The following is a 21,179-nucleotide window of genomic DNA, read 5'->3' on the forward strand; positions in this document are numbered from 1 at the left end:
GGTTATCGGCCTCCGTTTGCTCTTATATCATTCCTGCAATTGTCATCCAAAGGCGGAATAAATCCTCCGTCAATGACATTCAAAAGTCCAGCTGTTTCCACTGCCCAATACATCAGACAGCTTGAATTGTCGCAATGACCTCCATGGTTGGGGTCTTCGTGCGGTTCGACCATATCAGAGCCAACATTTACCAGCCCCATCAAATGGCCAATTTCGTGTCTAGTAACTGTGTTTTCCAAAAGGGAACGGGTCGGCCTTCCAGGTATATCTGAATTTTCACGCATCCTTCTACCAAACAAAGCTATGGAGTTGCTTCTATGAACCAGTCCAAAGGTGAAACTGCTACCCGTATCCTCAGCGGAATAACCGTCCAAGATCAACAAATACAACCCTACTCTTCTACCTTGATTGTAAGCGCTTCGATTGGCATCTTCTATTCTTCTAATATCAGCAATGGAATAACTTTCCTGCCTTTCCGGTGCTATAGCTGTAAGATAAATATCTATTCCCCCCGGTTTGTCAGTCAATTCCTCCAAAAACTGCTTAATGTTGTCCACCATACCAGGGGTGGGTTCAAACCCCACCATGTATTGGATTTCCATTTGTATGGAGTGAAAATGTTGGCCTGCAAGAATTTCCCTTGCCGCAGCCCCTATGGGCCTACGGGCCGACCTTAGATCCCGAACAGCATTGTCATCTAAATCTTCTGGAGACACGTTGTCGCATCCCACCTGAAAAAAGGCAATGAATAGAAGAAAAAAAATGTAAAATGGCGTTTTTCTCATGTTTTAATTTTAGTCGGGACTTTCGACGCTAAGTTTTTTCTGGCCAAGGCCATTAGTACTAGAGATAATACACATAAGCTAACTGCAATGATGGCCAGCACATAAGAGCCTGATTGATAATTTTGCCAAGCAAACAAAATTAGCGAGCTAATAGTTACAGCAAACATGAAAAACATGGGGATCAACACAAAATTCGGGTTGATCTGCTGTCTAATCAGCCATACACCTATGGTCAGCAATGCTAATGCGGCCAACAATTGATTTGCAGAGCCAAAAATCGGCCAAAGATTCGCAAAGCCACCTGATAAGAGAAGTAAGGCACTCAACACTACCACCACGAAGGTGGATGCATATCGGTTTTCGGAAAAGAAACGACCGGACCGGCTTTCAGATTGTTCAAAATACTCCTGAAAGGTAAAGCGGGCAAGTCTGGTGCAAGTGTCCAAAGTGGTCAGCGCAAAAGCTGAAACCGTCAAAGCTACAAAGCCTACCGCAAAAGATGGCGACAGACCTAGGGTAGTAACCATCCCTCCCAGCCCGTCGGCAAAAAGACTTACGGGTCCCTCATCGGCAAGTCTCAAATTATATTCCTGCCTGCTGATCACGATTACAGCCCCTATGGAAATTATCGCTAAAAACGATTCTATCAACATTCCGCCAAAACCGATCAGCTTCACATCCTTTTCCTGGTCAATCTGCTTGGAAGTAGTTCCGGAAGCCACAAGAGAATGAAATCCACTTATAGCCCCACAGGCCATGGTCACAAACAAAACCGGGAATAGATAACCCAGATTGTCGGCCTTAAACTGTACCTGAGTATCCATTTCAATAGATGGGTTGGCGACGACCACCCCTACTATAGCAGCCAGCATCAGTCCATAAAGTAGAAAACTGTTCAAATAATCCCTTGGCTGCAAAAGTATGGAGACAGGCGCCACTGATGCCACAAACCCATAAGCCAACAATATCCAGATCCAAAGTTTATAGGAAAGCAAAAATGGGTGTTGCATCCCCAAATACACAAAGTAATACATCAACACCACCCCAATCACCGTAGCAACCACAAACTGCCCTCTCGACCTCAACTGCTTGCTTATCCAACCAAAGATCACTGCCAGCCCTATGAACAATATGGAAGCCGTGGCCACTCCTGGATTAGCTACAAAAGTTTTGGCAATAATATCTGCAAATACTCCAATGATCAATATGAGGGTAGAAAAACTGAACACCACAAAAAGCTGTTTTCCCTTTTCTCCAATATTGTTCTGAATTATCACCCCTATGGACTTGCCTTCATTTCTCAGAGAGGCCACCATACTGCCCAGGTCATGCACAGCTCCAAAGAAAATACCTCCTACCAAAATCCAGATCACGGCGGGAATCCAGCCAAAGGCTACTGCAATGATAGGCCCGACTATAGGCCCTGCTCCCGCTATAGAGGCAAAGTGATGACCCAACACCACCACAGGCTTGCTTGGGATATAATCCACCCCATCCCGGTGTCTATGAGAAGGAGTGATGTTAGCGTTGTTTATTCTGAACTTGCGAAATACATACTTGCCATATAGAAAATAAGCCCCTACCAAGACCACTGCGGCAATTATGTATAGAATTATTAAAGGCATAAATTATCGGATGTTTGATGGGGAAGCCCCTAAGCAAACCTTAATTTACCACATATTATATTTTTTGTACATTTATTGAAGTAATTTTTAACCAACCTATTACAGAACCTATTTACCTATGCAGGACAAACTGATCTTCTTTTCAGCCTTAATCCTAACTTTGCTTTTAAGCCATCTTATAATCTACCTGTTGTTTCCACAGTTGTCCAAGGTTTTCTTCAAACCAAAGATGGCAAAGGCACAAAGGTCGATGGTGCGTTTTTCCCATTCCTTGAAGTTTGGGCTATTCTTCATTCTGTGGCCGATCACTGAACCCTATGTATCTCCAGAGACTATGGCATATATCAGAGGTCATGTGTTCTTCCAGATTTTTTGGATCATCAACCTCGCCTGGATTCTTATCGAGCTTACCAATGTACTCAGGTATTATTTCATTGAGCATTACAATTTTGAGAAAGATGATAACTTAAGGGAAAGGCGGATTTTCACCCAGCTGGATTTTATCCGGAAGATAATTGTATTGATCATTGTAATTGTGGCCCTGGCATTTGTGCTTATGAGTATCGAGACGGCTAGGAAGATCGGGGCAGGCCTGTTGACTTCAGCGGGTATAGCGGGTTTGATTATAGGTTTTGCCGCCCAAAAATCAATTGCCAACCTCTTGGCCGGGTTTCAGATTGCCTTTACCCAACCCATCAGAATTGATGACGTAGTAGTGGTAGAAGGAGAGTGGGGGAAGATTGAAGAAATCAACCTGACTTATGTGGTGGTCCGCATCTGGGATCAAAGGCGACTAATTTTGCCCATCAACTATTTCATCGAGAAGCCTTTTCAAAACTGGACACGCACCACAGCCAATATTTGGGGAACAGTATTCCTCTACGTGGACCATACCGTTCCTATCAAAATAATGAAGGCGAAACTCAAGGAACTTCTGGACTCTACACCTCTGTGGGACGGCAAGGTCCAGGTGCTACAGGTAACGGATGTTCGGGAAAGAGTTGTGGAACTACGCTGTCTGATGAGCGCCAGGGACAGTCCCTCAGCGTTTGACCTACGCTGCTTCATACGTGAAGAAATGATCATTTTCCTACAGGAAAACTACCCCGAAACATTGCCCAAGACTAGGGTGTTAATGGAGCAGGACAAGGCTGCCAAAAACCCTGATCTCTAGCAAATAAATGTAGGGTATTAGAGATAAGGTTTTATTTAATGGATATTACCTATAAATTTGTACTCTCTGAAAAGACATTTTCAGCCTTAAACAGAATAATATGGCTTGGTTTAAAAGAACAGATAAAGGAATTAAAACCTCTACCGAGGAGAAAAAAGACGCCCCTGACGGACTTTGGTTCAAAACCCCTCAAGGAAACATCATTCACACCCGCGAGCTGAAAAACAACTCATACGTTTGTCCTGATGATGATTATCATGTCAAAATCGGCTCTAAGGAATATTTCGAAATATTGTTTGACAAAAACCAGTTCAAAGAACTGAATGCCGACATGACAAGCGGTGACCCGTTGAATTTCGTGGACAGCAAACCGTATCCTGCAAGGATAGAGGCTACCATCAAAAAAACGGACCTTAAAGACGCGGTGAGATCGGCAGTTGGCAAAATCGACGGCCAGGACATCGTGATCGCCTGTATGGATTTCAACTTCATCGGCGGATCCATGGGTTCAGTAGTGGGTGAAAAGATCGCCAGAGCAATCGACCATTCCCTCAAAAACAAGATCCCATTCTTGATGATTTCCAAATCAGGTGGCGCTAGAATGATGGAAGCCGGCTTCAGCTTGATGCAGATGGCCAAGACTTCCGCCAAACTTGCCCAGTTGGATGATGCCAAAATCCCCTACATTTCCCTATTGACCGACCCTACTACCGGAGGGGTAACCGCTTCTTATGCTATGCTTGGTGATTTCAATATTGCCGAACCAGGTGCTTTGATCGGGTTTGCAGGTCCAAGAGTAATCCGCGAAACCATAGGCAAGGACTTGCCCAAGGGTTTCCAAAGTTCAGAATTCGTGTTGGAACACGGCTTTCTAGACTTTATCATTGACAGGAGACAGCTTAAATCTAGGCTATCCACCCTACTAAGGCTATTAAAGAAGTAATCCGGGCACCCCAGATGTTTTAGGGGAAAAAAGGGGCTTTAAATGGCCGTTTTTACCGAATTATAAATATATTTGTACTCCCTTATCCTAGGGTGTATTATACTGAAAAACAAAAAGAAAAAAGTCGTTAAATGAGTTCAGTAATCATTACTTCGATTGTAGCATTTACCTTGATTATCTTGCTACTAGTTTTCATCCTGCTTTTTGCCCAGTCTAAACTGGTACAATCAGGGGATGTTAAAATTATTGTCAACGGGGACGAGAAAAACCCGATCGTGGCTTCTGCCGGGTCGACGCTTCTCAACACCTTAGGCGGTAAAAAAATCTTCCTTCCTTCTGCCTGTGGTGGAGGGGGTACTTGCGCCATGTGTAAGTGTGTCATCGAAGACGGTGGCGGGGAAGTCCTTCCAACAGAAGTTGGTCACCTCACCAGAACCGAGCAAAAAGAGAAAGTTCGTCTTTCCTGCCAAGTGAAAGTGAAACAGGATATGAGGATCCGAATCCCAGAGGAAATCTTCGGGATCAAAAAGTGGGACTGCGAGGTTGTTTCCAACTACAACGTATCCACCTTTATCAAAGAATTTAAAGTTAAACTTCCTGAAGGAGAAAACCTTGATTTTGAATCAGGAGGATATATCCAGATTGACGTTCCAGAGATCACAGTAAACTTTAAGGATATGGACATTACTCCACATCCTGAGTTGGGTCACCCAGCTGATGTTTACCAAAGTGATTGGGATAAGTTTGGACTTTGGGACTTGACCATGAAGAATGACGAAGAGCTCTTCAGAGCTTATTCCATGGCCAACCACCCAGCAGAAGGCAACATCGTAATGCTTACCATCCGTATCGCTACCCCGCCGTGGGACAGAGCTAACAATAAGTGGATGGACGTAAACCCAGGTGTATGTTCTTCTTATGTGTTCTCTCGTAAACCAGGCGATTTGGTAACCATCTCAGGTCCTTATGGTGAATTCCACATCAACCCAACTGATAGAGAGATGATCTACATCGGTGGTGGTGCTGGTATGGCTCCATTGAGATCACACATCTTCCACCTTTTCCACACGGAGAAGTCAGACAGAAAAGTTTCTTACTGGTACGGTGGTAGATCCAAGAAGGAATTGTTCTACGTACCTCACTTCAGAGACATCGAGAAAGATTTCCCTAATTTCAACTTCCACATCGGTCTATCCGAGCCTCTACCTGAGGACAACTGGAAGATCAAGAAGTCATTGGACGATAAGGATGGTGACGGTTATGTAGGGTTTATCCACCAAGTACTCTATGACAACTACTTGAAGGATCACCCAGAGCCAGATGAAATCGAGTACTATCTTTGCGGTCCTCCATTGATGAACTCAGCAGTACTAAAACTGCTAGATGACATGGGAATCCCTAAAGAAAACATCAGATTTGACGACTTCGGAGGTTAATCCGACAACATATAAAGCCCCGCGAGACACGTGGGGCTTTTTTTTGGAAGAATTGAAAGGATCACAATCTCGCACAAAGTTCAAAAAACAAAAGTCGCACAAAGTCCTCACGAAACTCTCCACCCCTTTTTCTGCTAGATGCTAAAAAAACCATGGAATTTCATTAATTTTAGCTTCTATCAATTATTCACCTATGGATTTAGAGTTTTATTTTGATCCGATAGCCGAGTCCATTACCGAGACCGATTATCCCCTAAATTCCTTTTTCAGCCATATCCACCATTATGGTGAAACCTTTCCCGATCTTGAAGGCATTCAGATTGCCATCATCGGACTTACCGACGGAAGGGGCATTAAGGACAACCGGTCTATCGAAAATGCGGCAACCGAAATCAGGTTGAAATTATACGATCTCAAAAGAGGATTGGGACACTACAAGGTAGCCGATCTCGGTAATCTGAGAAACGGGGTGGACCTTAAAGAAACCTACCTCCGAATCCAAACAGTAGGCGAGCATTTGATGAAAATGCAGATCTTACCCATCTACATAGGCGGTACCCATGATTTGGATTTTGGCCAGTACCTTTCCTATGAGGGGATGAAAAAACTGGTGAGCATGCTCACCGTGGATGCCAAGATAGACATGGAAGATGAAGGATTGCCCAACGAAATCCACTCCCAAGACATTATACTGCACCAACCCAATTTCCTTTTCAACTACACCCAACTTGCCTATCAAAGCTTCCTGACCGACCGCGACTTGGTCAATGTGATGGAAAAACTCTATTTTGACCATGTCAGGTTGGGACAGTTAAGAGAGAATTTCAAGGAAATCGAACCTTTGATCCGCAATGCAGACCTGCTTAGTTTTGACATTTCATCCATACAGTCAGCAGATGCCCCCGGAGCAGCAGATGCACAACCCTTTGGCCTTACCGCTGAAGAAGCTTGCCAGGTTTGCTGGTTTGCTGGCATGAATGAAAAGTTGAGTTCCATCGGTATTTATGGTTATCAGCCCTATTACGACGATACCCGCTACAAGACTGCCGCAGTAATCGCCACCATGATTTGGTATTTCATTGAGGGTTTCTATCACCGTAAGGACAGCCTTTCCTTCCAAAGCAACGATTACACCAAGTACACGGTATCCCTGGATGCCAAGCCTTCTACTTTTATTTTCTACAAAAGTAATATAAGTGGAAAATGGTGGATGGAAGTCCCCCATACCGGTAACCAAAAGTATGACAGGGAAACCATTATCCCCTGCAGTTACCAGGATTATCAGATTGCCCAAAGTGGGGAAATCCCGGAGCGCTGGATCAATGCCCAGCTCAAAATGTATTAATTGAATGAAAGATATTACCAGGCAACAGCTTGCCCTTCGCAATGGGCAGGACAAACCTGAAATTTGGATAGCCTACGAGGGGAAAGTGTACGATGTGAGCAGTTCCCGACTTTGGAAAAACGGCAAACATTATGAGCACTGGGCTGGTCAGGATCTGACCGATGAGCTGAAAGATGCCCCCCACACCCAAAATGTATTTGATAAATTTGAGCCCATCGGGCATTTAATATAAAAATGATTTTAATAGCGGATAGCGGTTCCAGCAAGACCGACTGGAGAACAATAGGACACGAAGGACAGATCAACCAATTTAGGACAGTGGGTTTCAACCCCTATTACCAAAGCCTGGAAGAAATGGTAGCGGGGCTCAAGCAGCCCTCATTACTGAACATCCAGGATGAGGTTTCCCAGATCTATTATTATGGAGCGGGATGTTCCAGCGTGAAAAACAACAAAATAGTAGAGCATGCACTGAAGCAGGTTTTCCATAAGGCTAAGATCGAGGTTCATCATGACCTCCTTGCTGCAGCACGTGCCACATGCGGAAGCGAACCTGGTATAGCCTGCATTTTGGGCACAGGGTCCAACAGTTGCGATTATGACGGTAGCGACATTGTCGAAACCCGTCCAGCCCCCGGATACATCTTGGGTGACGAAGGAGGTGGATCCTATATAGGAAGACAGTTCCTTCATGATTTCATCTATGAGGAAATGCCGGAAAATATCCGCGACCTCGCTATTCAGGAATACCAATTCTCCAGCCAGGACATTCAGGAAAACGTCTATCAGAAGCCCTTTCCAGGCAGGTATATGGCCAGCTTCTGCCGTTTTATAACCCAACACAAAAACGACCCCTATTGCTATAAACTATATCAGAAAGCCTTCAATGACTTTTTCCAGATACATGTCATGAAATACGACAACTATCAGGAAAAGCCTGTAAACTTCGTGGGTTCCATTGCCTATTACAACAGCGATATCCTACGATCAGTGGCTTTTGATTTGAATATATCTGTAAATATCATCCTGGAAACACCCATCGCAGGATTGACCCTATTTCATAAAGAGAAAATATGAGTACTACCGAAAGCAATTCCTTTTACGATAATCTTGAAAACATGAGTGTGGCCGAATTGCTCGGCAACATGAACAAAGAGGATAAAACTGTTCCATTGGCTGTAGAAAAGGCTTTGCCGCAAATAAAGGCATTGGTGGAGCAGATTGTACCAAGAATGCAGGCTGGTGGCCGTCTTTTTTATATCGGAGCGGGCACGAGCGGCCGGTTGGGCATACTGGATGCCAGTGAGTGTCCTCCTACCTACGGTGTACCCTTTGACATGGTCATAGGTATCATTGCCGGCGGAGATTATGCAATCAGAAAGGCCGTCGAAAATGCAGAAGATGATGCAAACCAAGCCTGGCCTGACATTCAGGAGTTTGGTTTTAACAAGAATGACACAGTAATTGGCATTGCGGCCTCAGGCACCACACCCTATGTAATAGGAGGACTGGACAAAGCCAGGCAAGAAGGCCTACTCACCGGCTGCATTACCTGCAACTCCGGCACCCCAGTGGCCAAAGCCGCCGAATACCCAGTAGAAGCCGTAGTAGGCCCCGAGTTTGTCACAGGCAGCACACGAATGAAATCCGGCACCGCCCAAAAACTCGTCCTCAACATGATTTCCACCAGCGTGATGATCAAGCTTGGCAAGGTCAAAGGCAACAAAATGGTGGACATGCAGCTTTCGAATGAGAAATTGGTCAAAAGAGGAACCAGGATGATAATGGAGGCCGCAGGAGTGGAAGCAAACCTAGCACATGAGCTGCTAATGACGCATGGATCGGTAAGGGCAGCGGTGGAGTTTTACAAAACAACCAAGGATAACCGAAAAAAGCGCCTATAATGAAACGCTTTAGAGGTTACGGTGATAATTTATTTGGATCTGCTAAAAGCTCCTCCTTTAAAGATGGTGCAGCCTTTGTCCATTGTGGAGTTTTTTGAGTGACAGGCCATGGTGACCTTACTTGGAAAGCCAGTGAGCTCAATTAAATTAAGAAAACCAATGTTTTTTTACCTTCGATGACTTTGCGAACAAGAAAAAGGAAGGAGGATAAAGATCGCATTAAAGCAATCCTTATCCTTCAATTTTATAAATCAACAATATCTCAAAACGGGAATCCGAGATTCGAGGAACTTATTTAATCATTTACATTTTTTTTCTGTATCGCCACCTTGTAATAGGCTAATTCATCCTCTTTTGGCTGATTTTTGGAAAATATAAAAAGCTCATTTTCCAATACCAACCATCTAGTACCCAACTGAGGCTGTAGGTTAGTCAGGTTCACCTCATCTACCTTGCGGAAGGTTATATCAAATAACTCTAAAAAAAGATTTACCCCTTCATTATGTTTCCTCCCCTTAACAACCCTAAAAAAATACCTTTCCCCTAACTGGCCAAAAGAACCATAAGAAACATCATCTTGCCAATCTTTCAGAATTGCCATACCTTGATGATTGGAGTAACTTGGGAGTATCTCTTGAGGCAAATTCTTTGCTAAAGGATATTGTTCAGCATAATGATCATAATTTCTCCACGAATTATACTTTCTGTTATATACATGAAAATTTCCTTTAAAAGCATAAGAAACAACAAGATTATCTCTGGAAAGAAAAACATCAGGGAAATTGATAACACCTAACCCCATTGGCAGTGAGACTGTATTCTTTTTTATTTCCTCATTATCCAATTGAAACTCCATTAATCGAAAATCATTGGACCTGAAATTAAATTGAAGAATACCAGACAACCCTGAATGGACATTTTTGGCTGCCAGAAAAATGTTTCCCGAATCACAATCAAACGAAGGATAATTAAAATTAAACCCATCGCCACGAGAAACAGCAACTATCCCTGATTTACCAAAAAAATCCAGTTCAGAAAAATAGAGCACTTTATTTTCATCTTCATACTTATTAAAAATGGTTATAGACTTATTATCCAAAAAATATAAAGTCGAACCACAAGCCCAAAAATTAATAAAATTCGGAACTCCTAAAGGCCCTTCCAACGGCAATTGATTTCCGGGTAATAAAGTAAAAGAGCCATTATAATAAAGCAACGTATCTACTGATCTGTGAAATGAATCGAAGATCAATACCCTATTATCAGTCAAATAAGAATATTTAAAGGGAACCCCAGAGGAAACCCCTGAGGTCTTGAGTTTAATCTTCTCTTCCCTTCCAATAATTACTTCCCAATTTTCTACTGTTCTATTTTCTACTGAACATGAAATCAGAATTATTAGAAAAAGAAAATAAATTTTCATAACATTCGAATTATGGAGCACAACTAGAATTTTCTCCATCTTCGGGGACCACCAGCAAATATGCTTGCTCGCTACAAACATCATAAAAGGACATGGTAGAACCTTCACAACAATTTAATAGAGCATCCATTCCCATATCAAGTACATCATCTTCTCCGCAGGCATAATACGTACCTCCACAAGGAAACGCTGTTGAAGAAACCATGAACAACCCAAAAGCCATAATTAAAAACCGAAACTTGTTCTTTTTTGTGTAACGCATTTTTTTTAAATTTTAAAGTTGAATAAAAATTTGATTATCAGGCTAAAAAGTGGCCACTAAAAAACCCGTTTAAAAAAAACAAAAAAGAAGTAAAAAAGCAAATATTTCTAAAAAAATTTTACAGACTTTAATTAGACCTCTCCAACATCCTTTTCACCACCTAATCCTATTCAATATTTGACTGTAGGGAAACTAAAAAAACTTGGTTTTAATTGGCAAAATTTCATCATTTTAACCTTACCACCTCTGCATGACTTGAAATTAAATACCTTCGGCCTGAGGAGACCTCCAAACACAATACTCTGGTCCTTCTGACTTCCTCTTTGGTAAACACCCTCCCCCTCAGGGAAAATGAATCCCCTACCTTGATATCCGTAAGGAAAAGGGGGCGGCATCCATCCTCTTGGTACTTTAAATCGTACTTTTTAAGCTCTTTGGAAAGAAAAATATCGGCCCCGCTACTGGCTTTGGGATTTAGCATATGTCTCTTTAAAGGAATCAATACATCCTTGGGAAAAACCAAATCTGAAAACATCGGAGCAAGCAGCTTTTGGAATACCTTCTTCCATTCCGACCCATGGGGCTTTACGCCAAGATCAAAATCCTTATACACACGGTGATGGGCAACCTCATGTATATACGTGATGAGAAACTGGTAAGGGTTTAAATCATAATTAATGGTGATGGTCTGGATCTCCCGGTCCCTCCTAAATCTAAAATCACCTAGTTTGGAACTTCTGCTGCGCGAAATGACAAAACGAAACGGATCTTCAGCCCACAAATCATAGCAATACGCCGCCGCATTCTCCGGCACATGGTCCACAAAAGCCTGATAAATCTTTTTCTCCATTTCCATTCCTGAGCAAATATAGAAAAAGTACGAAGTACGAAAAGACGAAGTACGAAGAAGTAAACAAAAAAAAGCCCCAGTCTCCCGGGGCTCATGATTCTTAAGTGAACTGCTAATTAAGCAGCAGTTTCTTCAGTTTCCTCTTCTTCAACTTCAACTTCCACCTCTTCAGCCTCAACTTCAGCAGCTTCAACTTCAGTAGTCTCGTCGATGATCTCAACGTTCTCTTCAGTTTCAGTTTCTTGAGTTCCACAAGCTGAGGTAAAAATCATACCTGCTACAGCTAATAATGCGAATAATTTTTTCATGGTGTTGCTTACTTTTAAAATTAAGAATCAAAGTTACATACACTTTGCAATTTGTCAAGCTTTCACCAAAAATAATTTATTATTTCTTCTTATACGTAATCTTTATAGGAACTCCTTTGAAATCAAAATGCTCTCTTATTCTGTTTTCCAAGTATCTAGTATATGGCGATTTGATGTATTGAGGCAGGTTGCAGAAGAAGGCAAACACCGGATTTCGGGTCGGCAACTGGGTGATATACTTGATCTTGATATATTTTCCTTTGTATGCCGGCGGCGGATATCTCTCAATTTCTCCCAACATCTTGTCATTCAATTTGGAGGTAGGCACCTTGCTGGTCTTGTTGTCATATACTTCCACGGCAAGCTCAATAGCCTGGAAAATCCGCTGCTTGGACAACACCGATGTAAAGATGATCGGAATCCACTTGTTCTCACCAAGCTTTTCCAACATATCCTCCTTGAATTTCTCCATGGTTTTATGATCCTTTTCGATCAGATCCCATTTGTTGACCATGATCATGATGCCCTTACCGTTTTTGATGGCAAGCGAAATAAGGTTGACATCCTGAGCCTCTAGGCCTCTAGTGGCATCTACCATAATGATCACCACGTCGGACTCCTCAAGAGTTCTCAGGGAACGCATCACTGAATAAAACTCGATATCTTCCTTAACCTTGGCCTTTTTACGGATTCCAGCTGTATCGGTAATGATAAAATCCTTCCCGTATAATTTATATCTGGTATGGATGGCATCTCTGGTAGTTCCGGCCTCATCGGTTACGATTGACCGCTCCTTACCCAAAAGGGCATTAAGGAATGAAGATTTTCCTACATTTGGTCTACCTAAGATGGAAATCTTCGGAATGCCAAAATCGGGATCCTCTAGCCCATCTTCAGAAAGATGCTTGATCACTTCGTCCAAAAGGTCACCTGTACCCGCACCACTAACCGCTGCGATAGGGAACACTTCATTCTCCCCAAGTCCTAGGGAATAAAATTCATTGGCCATCAAAAGGCGCTCCTGATTGTCAGCCTTGTTGGCCACAATGAAGATCGGCTTTTTGGATGACCTAAGTTCATTGGCAAATTCCTTATCCAAGCCTGTAAGCCCATCAAAACAATCCACTACAAACAAAATCACAGAAGCTTCCTCAACGGCAAGCTTTACCTGCTTTCTGATTTCTGCTTCATACACATCATCTGAGCCGGTCACATACCCACCCGTGTCAATCACGGAGAAGAATTTGCCGCCCCACTGGGCATGGCCATAGTGACGGTCACGCGTCACTCCACTCATGTTATCCTCGATGGCCTTTCTTTCCTCTACCAACCTATTAAAAAACGTGGATTTCCCCACGTTTGGCCTTCCTACTATTGCTACTATATTCGACATTGCTATTCTCGTCTCTTATTGGTCGTAACCAAATCTTCTTAATTTGTTTTTATTTTTCCTCCAGTTCTCCTCCACTTTCACGTGGGTTTCCAGGAAAACTTTCTTGCCGAAGAACTTTTCGAGTTCCTCCCTTGCCTGTATGCCGACACGTTTTAGAGCGCTGCCTTTGTCACCGATGATGATGCCTTTCTGGCTGTTTCTTTCCACGTAGATTTCGGCACGTATGCGGATGATTTTATCTTCTTCGAAGAAATCCGCTATTGACACTTCCGTGCTGTAAGGGATTTCCTTTTTGTAGTTGGTAAAAATCTTCTCCCGGATAATCTCAGAAGCGAAGAAACGTTCCGGACGGTCGGTAAGTTCCTCTTTATCATAGAAGGGTGCATGCTCGGGCAACCTGACTAGGATTTCATCAAGCACCTTTTGGATGTTGAAGTTTTCTGTCGCCGAGATTGGTATGACAAGTTCATGCTTGACCTTTTCGGTCCAGTAAGCGGTCACCGTATCCAGTTGCTCTTCTTTGTTGAGGTCGATCTTGTTGATCACCAACAGCACCGGCACGCCAGAATTGTTGATTTTCTCTATAATCTCCTCTATTTCCTCCTCATTCTCATAAAGATCGGTCACAAACACAATCACATCGGCATCCTCCAGCGACATGTTGACGAAGCTCATCATACTTTTGTGCAACTCGTACTTGGGCTTCAACATGCCTGGGGTGTCGGAAAACACGATCTGGTAATTGTCATCGTTCATGATACCCAGGATGCGATGGCGGGTAGTCTGCGCCTTGGAGGAAATAATGGAGAGCCTCTCCCCCACCAGGGCATTCATGAGCGTGGATTTCCCCACATTGGGTTTCCCTACGATGTTTACAAATCCGGCTTTATGAGAAATTTCGGTCATTACGGCAATTTTTTCCACAAAGATACTCTAAAATTCTCAATCTTTGGAATTTAATACCGTTTCCCTCAATGCCCGATTGCGAAATCAGAAGAAAAATAAGGTGGGGAGAGAAAGGAAATAGGTCACAAAGAAAAAAAGGGACACAGAGTTTCGCGGAGTTCAAAAAAAAGAGGATACACACTATCTGACACATCGTACATTTGGCTACGAGGGTTTTTGTAGGTGAAAAACGTGTAAACATGCAGGTTGCCCCTATGCCGGTCAGGCCGATCTACTGTTAATTCCACTTGTCCTTTTACCCTTGACTTACTTTCAAGCACAAAAAAAGCCGCTTGATTAGCCACATCATAAAGAAGCACTGATACCTTATCCCTTCTTTTGGCAAAGCCCATTCCAGAGTTGTCCTCCCACTCAACCAGAACAGTGTCATCATTTTTCCAACTTGCTTGTCCCGTGTCCATTCCTGCGAGGCTTCCCGTACTGATTTTAAGCAAAGCTGGGTCGGGAGACCTTTGTCCATCCCTAAAACCACCTTTTAGAACCTTGCCTAAAGCAATTTTCATAGGAGTCTGCATACCATCTTTGAAATTGACGTACCCAAGCTGCAATACTTTTTTAATTGGCTTAATAAAATGCTGGGCATTTCTAAACCTTCCCCAAACCTCGAGCTGAAGGCTGCTTGGTTTGGAGTGATCCGGAATAAAATGAGCCCTTACAAAGGTTTTATTGCCCACCGTATAATACACGTCATTGCCTTTTTTCCCTCTAAGGCCTTGATTAAATATAGAAGCTCTAGCCATTTTTTTAAATAGTTTAAGATAAAACATACACCCACTATTTCCACCGGCGGGGCTTTACCAGACAAACCTCATCAATTGATAGCCAGTTGGGTACTGCTTAACTAACCTCCCCAATCAAATTGCCCTAAGGTTAATACAAAAAATACATCCCTACAAACGAACACGTATATATGAGCACTTTTTGCACATTTTGACCCTTTATGCGCTCTGGATTTCACAGGTCTCTATCAAGTGTGTATCAGGAGAGGCTCTGGTAAGCATCTGGTTTCCGAGGAACTCTGTGGGTTCTTTATGATAGGAGAAAAAGGAAGCTCTATGGTAATTTAGTAAATAGGGTGCATAAGGAAATTAAAATTACGAGGGCGAAAAACTCCAAAAAAGTATGTGGGGTTAAGGAACTGACAGTCAATTTCAAGGCCCAATAAAGGTATTCTGTTCCATATTTTTTTATTGCCCATCTATTGACTTCTCAAAAAATCCCCTTACATTTGTATCACATTAAAGCAAAGGGGAAACGCAAAAGGCAAAAAAACTCCAGTTTTAATGAACCAAAACAGCGACAAATTAATTGTTAAGATATATCGCGGGATGGAGCAGTTGGTAGCTCGTCGGGCTCATAACCCGAAGGTCACAGGTTCGAGTCCTGTTCCCGCTACTCAGCCAAGCAGAAATGCTTGGCTTTTTTTATGCTCTTTCAGTTCATCGGGCTCATATCCCTACCTACCGTAGGAAGGCGCCGCGGCGGACACTGATCTTAAACGAAGTAGCACTTATCCCGTGTTTATCCCGTGTTCAACGCGTCATCAACCCGCAATCCAGCTCCATTAAATCTGTATCGCACTCCTCGATTTCCCTGGGTTGCAAGGAATGCTTTTCTACATCCTAAAGTTTAATCCATAGAGATTTCTGACAACCTCCAACCCGAAGGATACCCTGTTTCCGTTGATAATCCCGCACCAGCCCAAAGCACCAATTTGCCTCGCATAGCTAATTATAGTATTTTTTCAAAAAAAGTGTTTCTTGATCTTCCGTATATCATTAATTACACTTCAATTTATTAGATTTTTGGAATAAAAAGCATTACTCCTCCTATTCGGACTCATTGATCTGGTCAATAAAGTTGATCAGGTTGGTCTTGAAAACTTCGATATCCTTTCTGACAGGTTTTACTTTGAGGCATGCCTTGTTGAGCGCCTGTCGTGGCCGTAAAATCTTGTGGTTCATGGGAAGCCGGTACTTAAAAGTTTAAGGCTTCAATTTGCTAGATTTTGGAATGAAAAGTAATTATGGCAAAGAATTCAGGTGAAAATATCCTTCTAGAACAAGGGAAAGATGCTTATCCATACAAGAAGCAGCTGAAAGTTGCCAAAAATCCGGTTTATCGTAGATGATTTGTAAGAAAAGTTTAGTATCATTATACCCTGACTACAACCCCTCATAAGCGTGAGGGGGGGTATATAAGTTACAGGCAAGACAAGAAGAACACAATCAATGAAAAAAACAGTTATAATAGAAAGGACTTGAAAATTGCTTTATTTCTGAAATAACGGTTTTTGAACTCAAATATGGAGCAGAGAACAGCGATAATCCCAAAAAATCACACAAAGCGGTTGACAAATTTGTAAAAGGGCTGACCATCATTCCTATTTTTGGAATAGTCGAGCAATACGCTCATAACAAAGTTTACCTGAGAAAAAACGGAACACCTTTACATGAGGAATTTGATTTGATAATTGGGGGTTTCTGCTCTAGCAAACGAAATGACATTAGTAGCCCACAACATAAAAGACTTCCGTCATATCAAAAACCAAAAGCTGGTAAACTGGGCAGAGAGAAAATAACCTGCCTGTAACAGCACCTAAGAAAACATGCGGCAAATATTCCCATACGCAAGGTTTATTTCTCGAATTTACCATTATTATTCGCTTCGAATGCCCCAAGTCCTTAGCCGAGGGACGTTATACACCAGGCTAAAAAGATGACCTCTAGACCATAAACTCACGGATTGCAGGTAGTAAAACACAAGTTTTAGACTTCTTCTGATTATTTAGTTAATTTTAAGAATCAAATAGTCAACGCTATGAATATCAACTTGGAAGAAAAATTTGCCAAAATACAGAGTCATTGGCACCCCTATATCATAGGAGAGTTGAATGAAAACTTCGTAAAACTAGCCAAACTTAAAGGAGAGCTCGTTTGGCATAGCCATCAGGAGGAAGACGAGATGTTTGTGGTGGTCAGAGGCACGCTTATGATGGATTATAGAGACGGGAAAACCATTTCAACCGGACCGGGAGAGATTCTCATTGTTCCAAAGGGGGTAGAGCATAAACCTTGGACTAAAAATGGTGAAGAAGTAATGGTCATGCTTATAGAACCTAAGTCCACGAAACACACAGGGGACTTAAAAGTAGCACAAACAGTGGAAAAGCAGGAGTGGTTATAACTGCTAGCTACAGGAGCGCTAGGCATACATCCTACCAATAAGCTTCTTCAAGGCATGCACCTACTGAGATAAAAGTAAGTACCGCTGTCTTATCTTAATTTGGTATGACAGTATCATATCGCTACAACGGTGTACTATAACCGAACATCTTTTTAATAAAAATTTACATAAGATACTGACTCTTAACCAGTTGGGTTATGGCTCCAACTTTGCCCATACAGTTGGGAGGCAATCCCTTTTCAGTATTTGACCTATCTCTCATTAATAATTAAACACTTTAAGTCTTGCTAAAGAACAATCTAAAAATCGCTTTACGGATTCTCTGGAAAAACAAACTCTTTTCATTGGTCAATATCCTGAGCTTGTCATTAAGCATGGCGGTTGGGGTTATTCTTTTTACATTCATAAAAGCCACTTACGATACAGACCATTTTCATCCAAATTTAAATCAAATTGTCCGGATACTCACTCAAGAATCAATAGAGGGGGAACAAACGAAATGGGCAACAGCTCCATTGCCATTGGCGGCTCAAATGGAAAGCGCCTCCTTTGTTGAAAATACGGTAAAAGTACGTCTGGCAGGAAAACATAATTTGCAAACCGACAAAGGAGATGTACCTATCGACATCAAATTTTCGGAGCCTTCATTTTTTGATGTTTTTGGTTTTAAACTGTTGTCTGGTAATGCTCAAAGCCTTTTCAATAATCCCACAGCCCTATTCTTAAGCGAAAATACAGCTAAAAAAATATTTGGAAACACCAATGCGGTAGGACAAACTGTTCAATTTGAAAACTTAGGTGCTTATACCGTTGCCGGAATTATCCAAGATCCGCCCTTAGAAACACATTTACCCATTGAGGCAATGTTATCTATGAATGCTGCTGAAATGCTTGAAAAAGATGGAGCAATCAGCAATGTTTCTGAAAATTGGGAAGACTTCAAGAGTGCAGCAATTTATGCACGTTTAAAATCAGAAGATAATTTGAAGGAGCTCAATACAACGCTCCAAAACTATGGTCGGGATTTGGACAAGAGCAATCTTCAATTTTTGGCACAACCCGTAGAGGATATTACACCTCGAATAAACAAAGACATTAAAAATGATACTAATGCGGGCGGCACTTACGAGAGCATAAAAACACAGCTGATTTTAATACTATTCCTAACCCTATTATCTGCCTTCAACTATATCAGTTTGGCATTGGCCCGCGCCTTCTCCCGGGCGCAGGAAGTTGGTATCCGCAAAACTGTAGGCGCCAAAAGAGGTGAAATAATGGGTCAATTTTTAATGGAATCAACCCTTGTTGCGCTATTAGCTTTATTGCTTACCGTGCCTTGTGTGAATATCTTATTGCAATATATTCCCGATCCCGATATAAATGTGGCCTTTTCTTTTGATCTAACCTTCATTTTGGGCTTGTTAACCTACACCGTAATCACAGGTTTAGTTGCAGGGGCATTTCCGTCCTGGCTATTGTCAGCGTTTAAGCCCGTACAGATTTTGCGTAAAATGAAGAATATAAAGCTGTTTCGAGGTGTTGCTGTTTACAAAGCTTTGATCGTGGTACAGTTTTCAGTGACTATCATGCTGATGATATTTTTTGTCATATTTGCAGATTATGATAGAAAAACCAATGCCCTTATTAGTGCAACCGTGCCACCCAATGTGCTGATACTTGATTTGGAAGGTGAAAACTATGAAAACCTTCAAAACGATATAAGTCAACTAAGTCAGGTAGAAACGATTTTGGCGACCAACTGGTATTTTGAAGCGAATAAGATGGGGAAATCTTCTGTAGCATTTAATGATAAAGCGCTGGAAATAAACTATGTAAGTATTGATCCGAAAACAATTGAAACAGAAGGTATCAGCTTAAAATCCGGACAAAATTTTCCTAAAATTATGCCTCAAAGTGCTGAGCAATATGTGTTGGTAAATGAAGCTGCCGCAGTAATGCTGGACTCTAAATCGGAAACTTTGGTGGGGCAAAATTTATTACTGGACTCAGCCTATGTGCAAGTCATTGGCATCATGCCCAATGAAATTATCGGCGAAACAAAACCTTTAATCTATCGGTATTTGCCAAATGAAATAGCCACGCTGACTATAAAAATAAAGCCGGATACCGAGTTGGAGGCGACCCAGGCCATTCAAGCATTATGGATAAACCATTTTCCTGAAAAAACAGCAAATCTTCAGAACTTAAAAGATAATTATTCACAAAGCAGTGGAGAAAGAATGAGTATTTTTGGAGGCCTTGCCCTTATAGTCATGATAATTGCTGGTTTGGGCATTTTAGGTATAGCAAGTTACACGGTAGAAACCCAGACAAAAGAACTGGGTATAAGAAAAGTATTGGGGGCAAGCAACACCAAATTGGTGTGGACTGTCACCAAAAATTTCGGCATACTCATCCTTGTGGCCGGACTTATCGGTGTGCCGGCGGGTTTGTTTGGTGGGGATCTATTAAAACAGGAAAGTGGTTATGATGTCGATTTGGGCTTTATCAATATAAGCATTGGCTTTGGTTTGGTCGCCATAGTCGCGCTACTGATTGTCCTATCACAGACCATTCGAGCAGGGCAAATTGAACCAGTAAACGTTTTAAAAGCAGAGTAAAATTAATCCTTGGCAGGTGATCAGGATTAGGAGAGCACAACTGTAAACAAAAACCAGGTCGAAAATTGGGTTGTTTTTGGTTTCCAACCTTTGGTTGGTACAATTCTGATATTAGTAGAGTTCTTATCTGATCGAAGGGAATAGTCTCCTGAAATGCTCCCTACAGATTTATGTCCTCCAATCCTAAACTTCCCTTTCAATTGAGTATTTGCCTGAATAGTATTCAAACATGGAAAAGAGGGCTGTTTAAACTCTCTAACACCCCATTGAATGCGGGATTGAATGTTGCTATCAACGGTTTAGGGCTATATCGAGCAGTAATTTTTGCCAGTCAATAGGCATCGGAAGATCATCCAGTTTGTGAGCTTTTTCATTTATGGAAACCTTAAATATCTGTTTCGCTTTTTCTGACGAATTAGAAATCATGCAGTAGGACCATGGGCAGCGATGTGGGATGAGTTGCAGCATCAAGCATGTCCCTGAATTTGTAGTGAGCCTGAACACCAACATCATTCACTTCATATGATGCTTTATCCATATCGACTGCAATCATTTTGTTTAAACCTGCACCGGCAATACTGTACTTTAAGGAATCAAGAGTAAGAGATTTTTGATGATAAACATCAATCTTTTTGTCTGTTCTCCAACCAATAATTAAATGTCCGGTGCCATTTATGGTGTCATTAAACACCTGAGGTTCAAAACCCACATACATAGTGTCTGGGTCTTTTTCAAAATTGTCCAAAAGCAACTTTTCCATCGGGTCGATTTCTATCGAAATCGGAATTACTATCCCGGAGGGTTCAACGTCAACTCTCGTGTTTTGTGCCATAGGATTATTCACAGTTATAAGCATAAAATGTACTTGAACTCTTATGTGATTCCAAAAATGAAGTTCAATATACTGTCAGCCTTATCAACTTTTGTTTTTCAGGATGTCAAATTAGCAGTCGTTAAA

At 42.0% G+C, this 21,179-nt stretch carries 20 protein-coding genes and 1 tRNA gene; 10 read left to right on the forward strand and 11 right to left on the reverse strand.

Annotated features, from left to right (window positions below; translation table 11 throughout):
- Positions 1 to 2: 2 nt before the first annotated feature.
- Positions 3 to 785, reverse strand: a complete 783-nt coding sequence (locus FPL27_RS17205; RefSeq protein ID WP_143962466.1) for a zinc metalloprotease — start codon at positions 783 to 785, stop codon at positions 3 to 5.
- Positions 782 to 2,410 carry a carbon starvation CstA family protein gene (locus FPL27_RS17210; protein WP_143962467.1) on the reverse strand — a complete coding sequence of 543 codons (1,629 nt, stop codon included), beginning with the start codon at positions 2,408 to 2,410 and terminating at the stop codon, positions 782 to 784. Before FPL27_RS17210 ends, FPL27_RS17205 begins: the two co-directional genes overlap by 4 nt.
- Positions 2,411 to 2,639: 229 nt before the next feature.
- Here FPL27_RS17210 and FPL27_RS17215 point away from each other — a divergent pair, with 229 nt between their 5' ends.
- The 7 genes from FPL27_RS17215 to murQ all read left to right on the forward strand — a co-directional run bounded on the left by FPL27_RS17215 (position 2,640) and on the right by murQ (position 9,212).
- Positions 2,640 to 3,584 (forward strand): mechanosensitive ion channel family protein, encoded by a 945-nt coding sequence (locus tag FPL27_RS17215; RefSeq protein WP_235893490.1) that lies wholly within the window; start codon positions 2,640 to 2,642, stop codon positions 3,582 to 3,584.
- A 100-nt stretch (positions 3,585 to 3,684) separates the two neighbouring features.
- Positions 3,685 to 4,527: an acetyl-CoA carboxylase, carboxyltransferase subunit beta gene (gene accD / locus FPL27_RS17220; protein ID WP_143962469.1), complete on the forward strand. Its 843-nt coding sequence runs from the start codon at positions 3,685 to 3,687 to the stop codon at positions 4,525 to 4,527.
- A 131-nt stretch (positions 4,528 to 4,658) separates the two neighbouring features.
- Entirely contained in the window at positions 4,659 to 5,963 is a 1,305-nt protein-coding gene (gene nqrF, locus FPL27_RS17225) for an NADH:ubiquinone reductase (Na(+)-transporting) subunit F (protein ID WP_143962470.1), read from the forward strand.
- Between the two features lie 193 nt (positions 5,964 to 6,156).
- On the forward strand, positions 6,157 to 7,308 hold the full coding sequence (locus FPL27_RS17230; RefSeq protein ID WP_143962471.1) for a formimidoylglutamase: 1,152 nt from the start codon (positions 6,157 to 6,159) through the stop codon (positions 7,306 to 7,308).
- A gap of 4 nt (positions 7,309 to 7,312) precedes the next feature.
- Positions 7,313 to 7,540, forward strand: a complete 228-nt coding sequence (locus FPL27_RS17235) for a cytochrome b5 domain-containing protein (RefSeq protein WP_143962472.1) — start codon at positions 7,313 to 7,315, stop codon at positions 7,538 to 7,540.
- Between the two features lie 2 nt (positions 7,541 to 7,542).
- Positions 7,543 to 8,385: an N-acetylglucosamine kinase gene (locus tag FPL27_RS17240; protein WP_143962473.1), complete on the forward strand. Its 843-nt coding sequence runs from the start codon at positions 7,543 to 7,545 to the stop codon at positions 8,383 to 8,385.
- Positions 8,382 to 9,212: an N-acetylmuramic acid 6-phosphate etherase gene (gene murQ / locus FPL27_RS17245; RefSeq protein ID WP_143962474.1), complete on the forward strand. Its 831-nt coding sequence runs from the start codon at positions 8,382 to 8,384 to the stop codon at positions 9,210 to 9,212. The genes FPL27_RS17240 and murQ overlap by 4 nt, the downstream gene beginning before the upstream one ends.
- Before the next feature lie 295 nt (positions 9,213 to 9,507).
- On the opposite strand, the gene FPL27_RS17250 is transcribed toward murQ, so the two are convergent.
- From FPL27_RS17250 to FPL27_RS17280, 7 genes are all read right to left on the reverse strand, one after another.
- A complete protein-coding gene (locus tag FPL27_RS17250; protein WP_143962475.1) occupies positions 9,508 to 10,428 on the reverse strand; it encodes a hypothetical protein in 921 nt (306 codons plus the stop codon).
- 217 nt (positions 10,429 to 10,645) lie between these two features.
- Positions 10,646 to 10,897, reverse strand: coding sequence for a hypothetical protein (locus FPL27_RS17255; RefSeq protein ID WP_143962476.1), 252 nt, complete (start codon positions 10,895 to 10,897; stop codon positions 10,646 to 10,648).
- Positions 10,898 to 11,123: 226 nt separating this feature from the next.
- The gene (locus FPL27_RS17260) at positions 11,124 to 11,753 is read right to left on the reverse strand and encodes a SprT family zinc-dependent metalloprotease (RefSeq protein ID WP_143962477.1); all 630 of its coding nucleotides are present in this window, start codon (positions 11,751 to 11,753) and stop codon (positions 11,124 to 11,126) included.
- Between the two features lie 110 nt (positions 11,754 to 11,863).
- Positions 11,864 to 12,055 carry a hypothetical protein gene (locus FPL27_RS17265; protein ID WP_143962478.1) on the reverse strand — a complete coding sequence of 64 codons (192 nt, stop codon included), beginning with the start codon at positions 12,053 to 12,055 and terminating at the stop codon, positions 11,864 to 11,866.
- A gap of 79 nt (positions 12,056 to 12,134) precedes the next feature.
- Complete coding sequence (gene der / locus FPL27_RS17270; protein WP_143962479.1) at positions 12,135 to 13,448, reverse strand: ribosome biogenesis GTPase Der; 1,314 nt, start codon at positions 13,446 to 13,448, stop codon at positions 12,135 to 12,137.
- Positions 13,449 to 13,463: 15 nt separating this feature from the next.
- Complete coding sequence (gene era / locus FPL27_RS17275) at positions 13,464 to 14,354, reverse strand: GTPase Era (RefSeq protein ID WP_143962480.1); 891 nt, start codon at positions 14,352 to 14,354, stop codon at positions 13,464 to 13,466.
- A gap of 122 nt (positions 14,355 to 14,476) precedes the next feature.
- Positions 14,477 to 15,154 carry a DUF6266 family protein gene (locus FPL27_RS17280; RefSeq protein ID WP_143962481.1) on the reverse strand — a complete coding sequence of 226 codons (678 nt, stop codon included), beginning with the start codon at positions 15,152 to 15,154 and terminating at the stop codon, positions 14,477 to 14,479.
- A gap of 582 nt (positions 15,155 to 15,736) precedes the next feature.
- On the opposite strand from FPL27_RS17280, the gene FPL27_RS17285 reads away from it, so the two are divergent.
- Positions 15,737 to 15,809: transfer RNA gene (locus tag FPL27_RS17285), tRNA-Met, on the forward strand.
- Between the two features lie 434 nt (positions 15,810 to 16,243).
- Here FPL27_RS17285 and FPL27_RS20175 read toward each other — a convergent pair.
- Positions 16,244 to 16,378: a DUF7149 domain-containing protein gene (locus tag FPL27_RS20175; protein ID WP_262712098.1), complete on the reverse strand. Its 135-nt coding sequence runs from the start codon at positions 16,376 to 16,378 to the stop codon at positions 16,244 to 16,246.
- 856 nt (positions 16,379 to 17,234) lie between these two features.
- Here FPL27_RS20175 and FPL27_RS17295 point away from each other — a divergent pair.
- Together FPL27_RS17295 and FPL27_RS17300 are read left to right on the forward strand one after the other, a co-directional pair.
- On the forward strand, positions 17,235 to 17,600 hold the full coding sequence (locus FPL27_RS17295; protein ID WP_143962482.1) for a cupin domain-containing protein: 366 nt from the start codon (positions 17,235 to 17,237) through the stop codon (positions 17,598 to 17,600).
- A gap of 284 nt (positions 17,601 to 17,884) precedes the next feature.
- Positions 17,885 to 20,221, forward strand: coding sequence for an ABC transporter permease (locus tag FPL27_RS17300; protein ID WP_143962483.1), 2,337 nt, complete (start codon positions 17,885 to 17,887; stop codon positions 20,219 to 20,221).
- Between the two features lie 415 nt (positions 20,222 to 20,636).
- On the opposite strand, the gene FPL27_RS17305 is transcribed toward FPL27_RS17300, so the two are convergent.
- Positions 20,637 to 21,053 carry a hypothetical protein gene (locus FPL27_RS17305; protein ID WP_143962484.1) on the reverse strand — a complete coding sequence of 139 codons (417 nt, stop codon included), beginning with the start codon at positions 21,051 to 21,053 and terminating at the stop codon, positions 20,637 to 20,639.
- Between the last annotated feature and the right edge of the window lie 126 nt (positions 21,054 to 21,179).

The sequence above is a fragment of the Litoribacter populi genome (genome assembly GCF_007483685.1).
GTDB classification, from domain to species: Bacteria; Bacteroidota; Bacteroidia; order Cytophagales; family Cyclobacteriaceae; genus Litoribacter; species Litoribacter populi.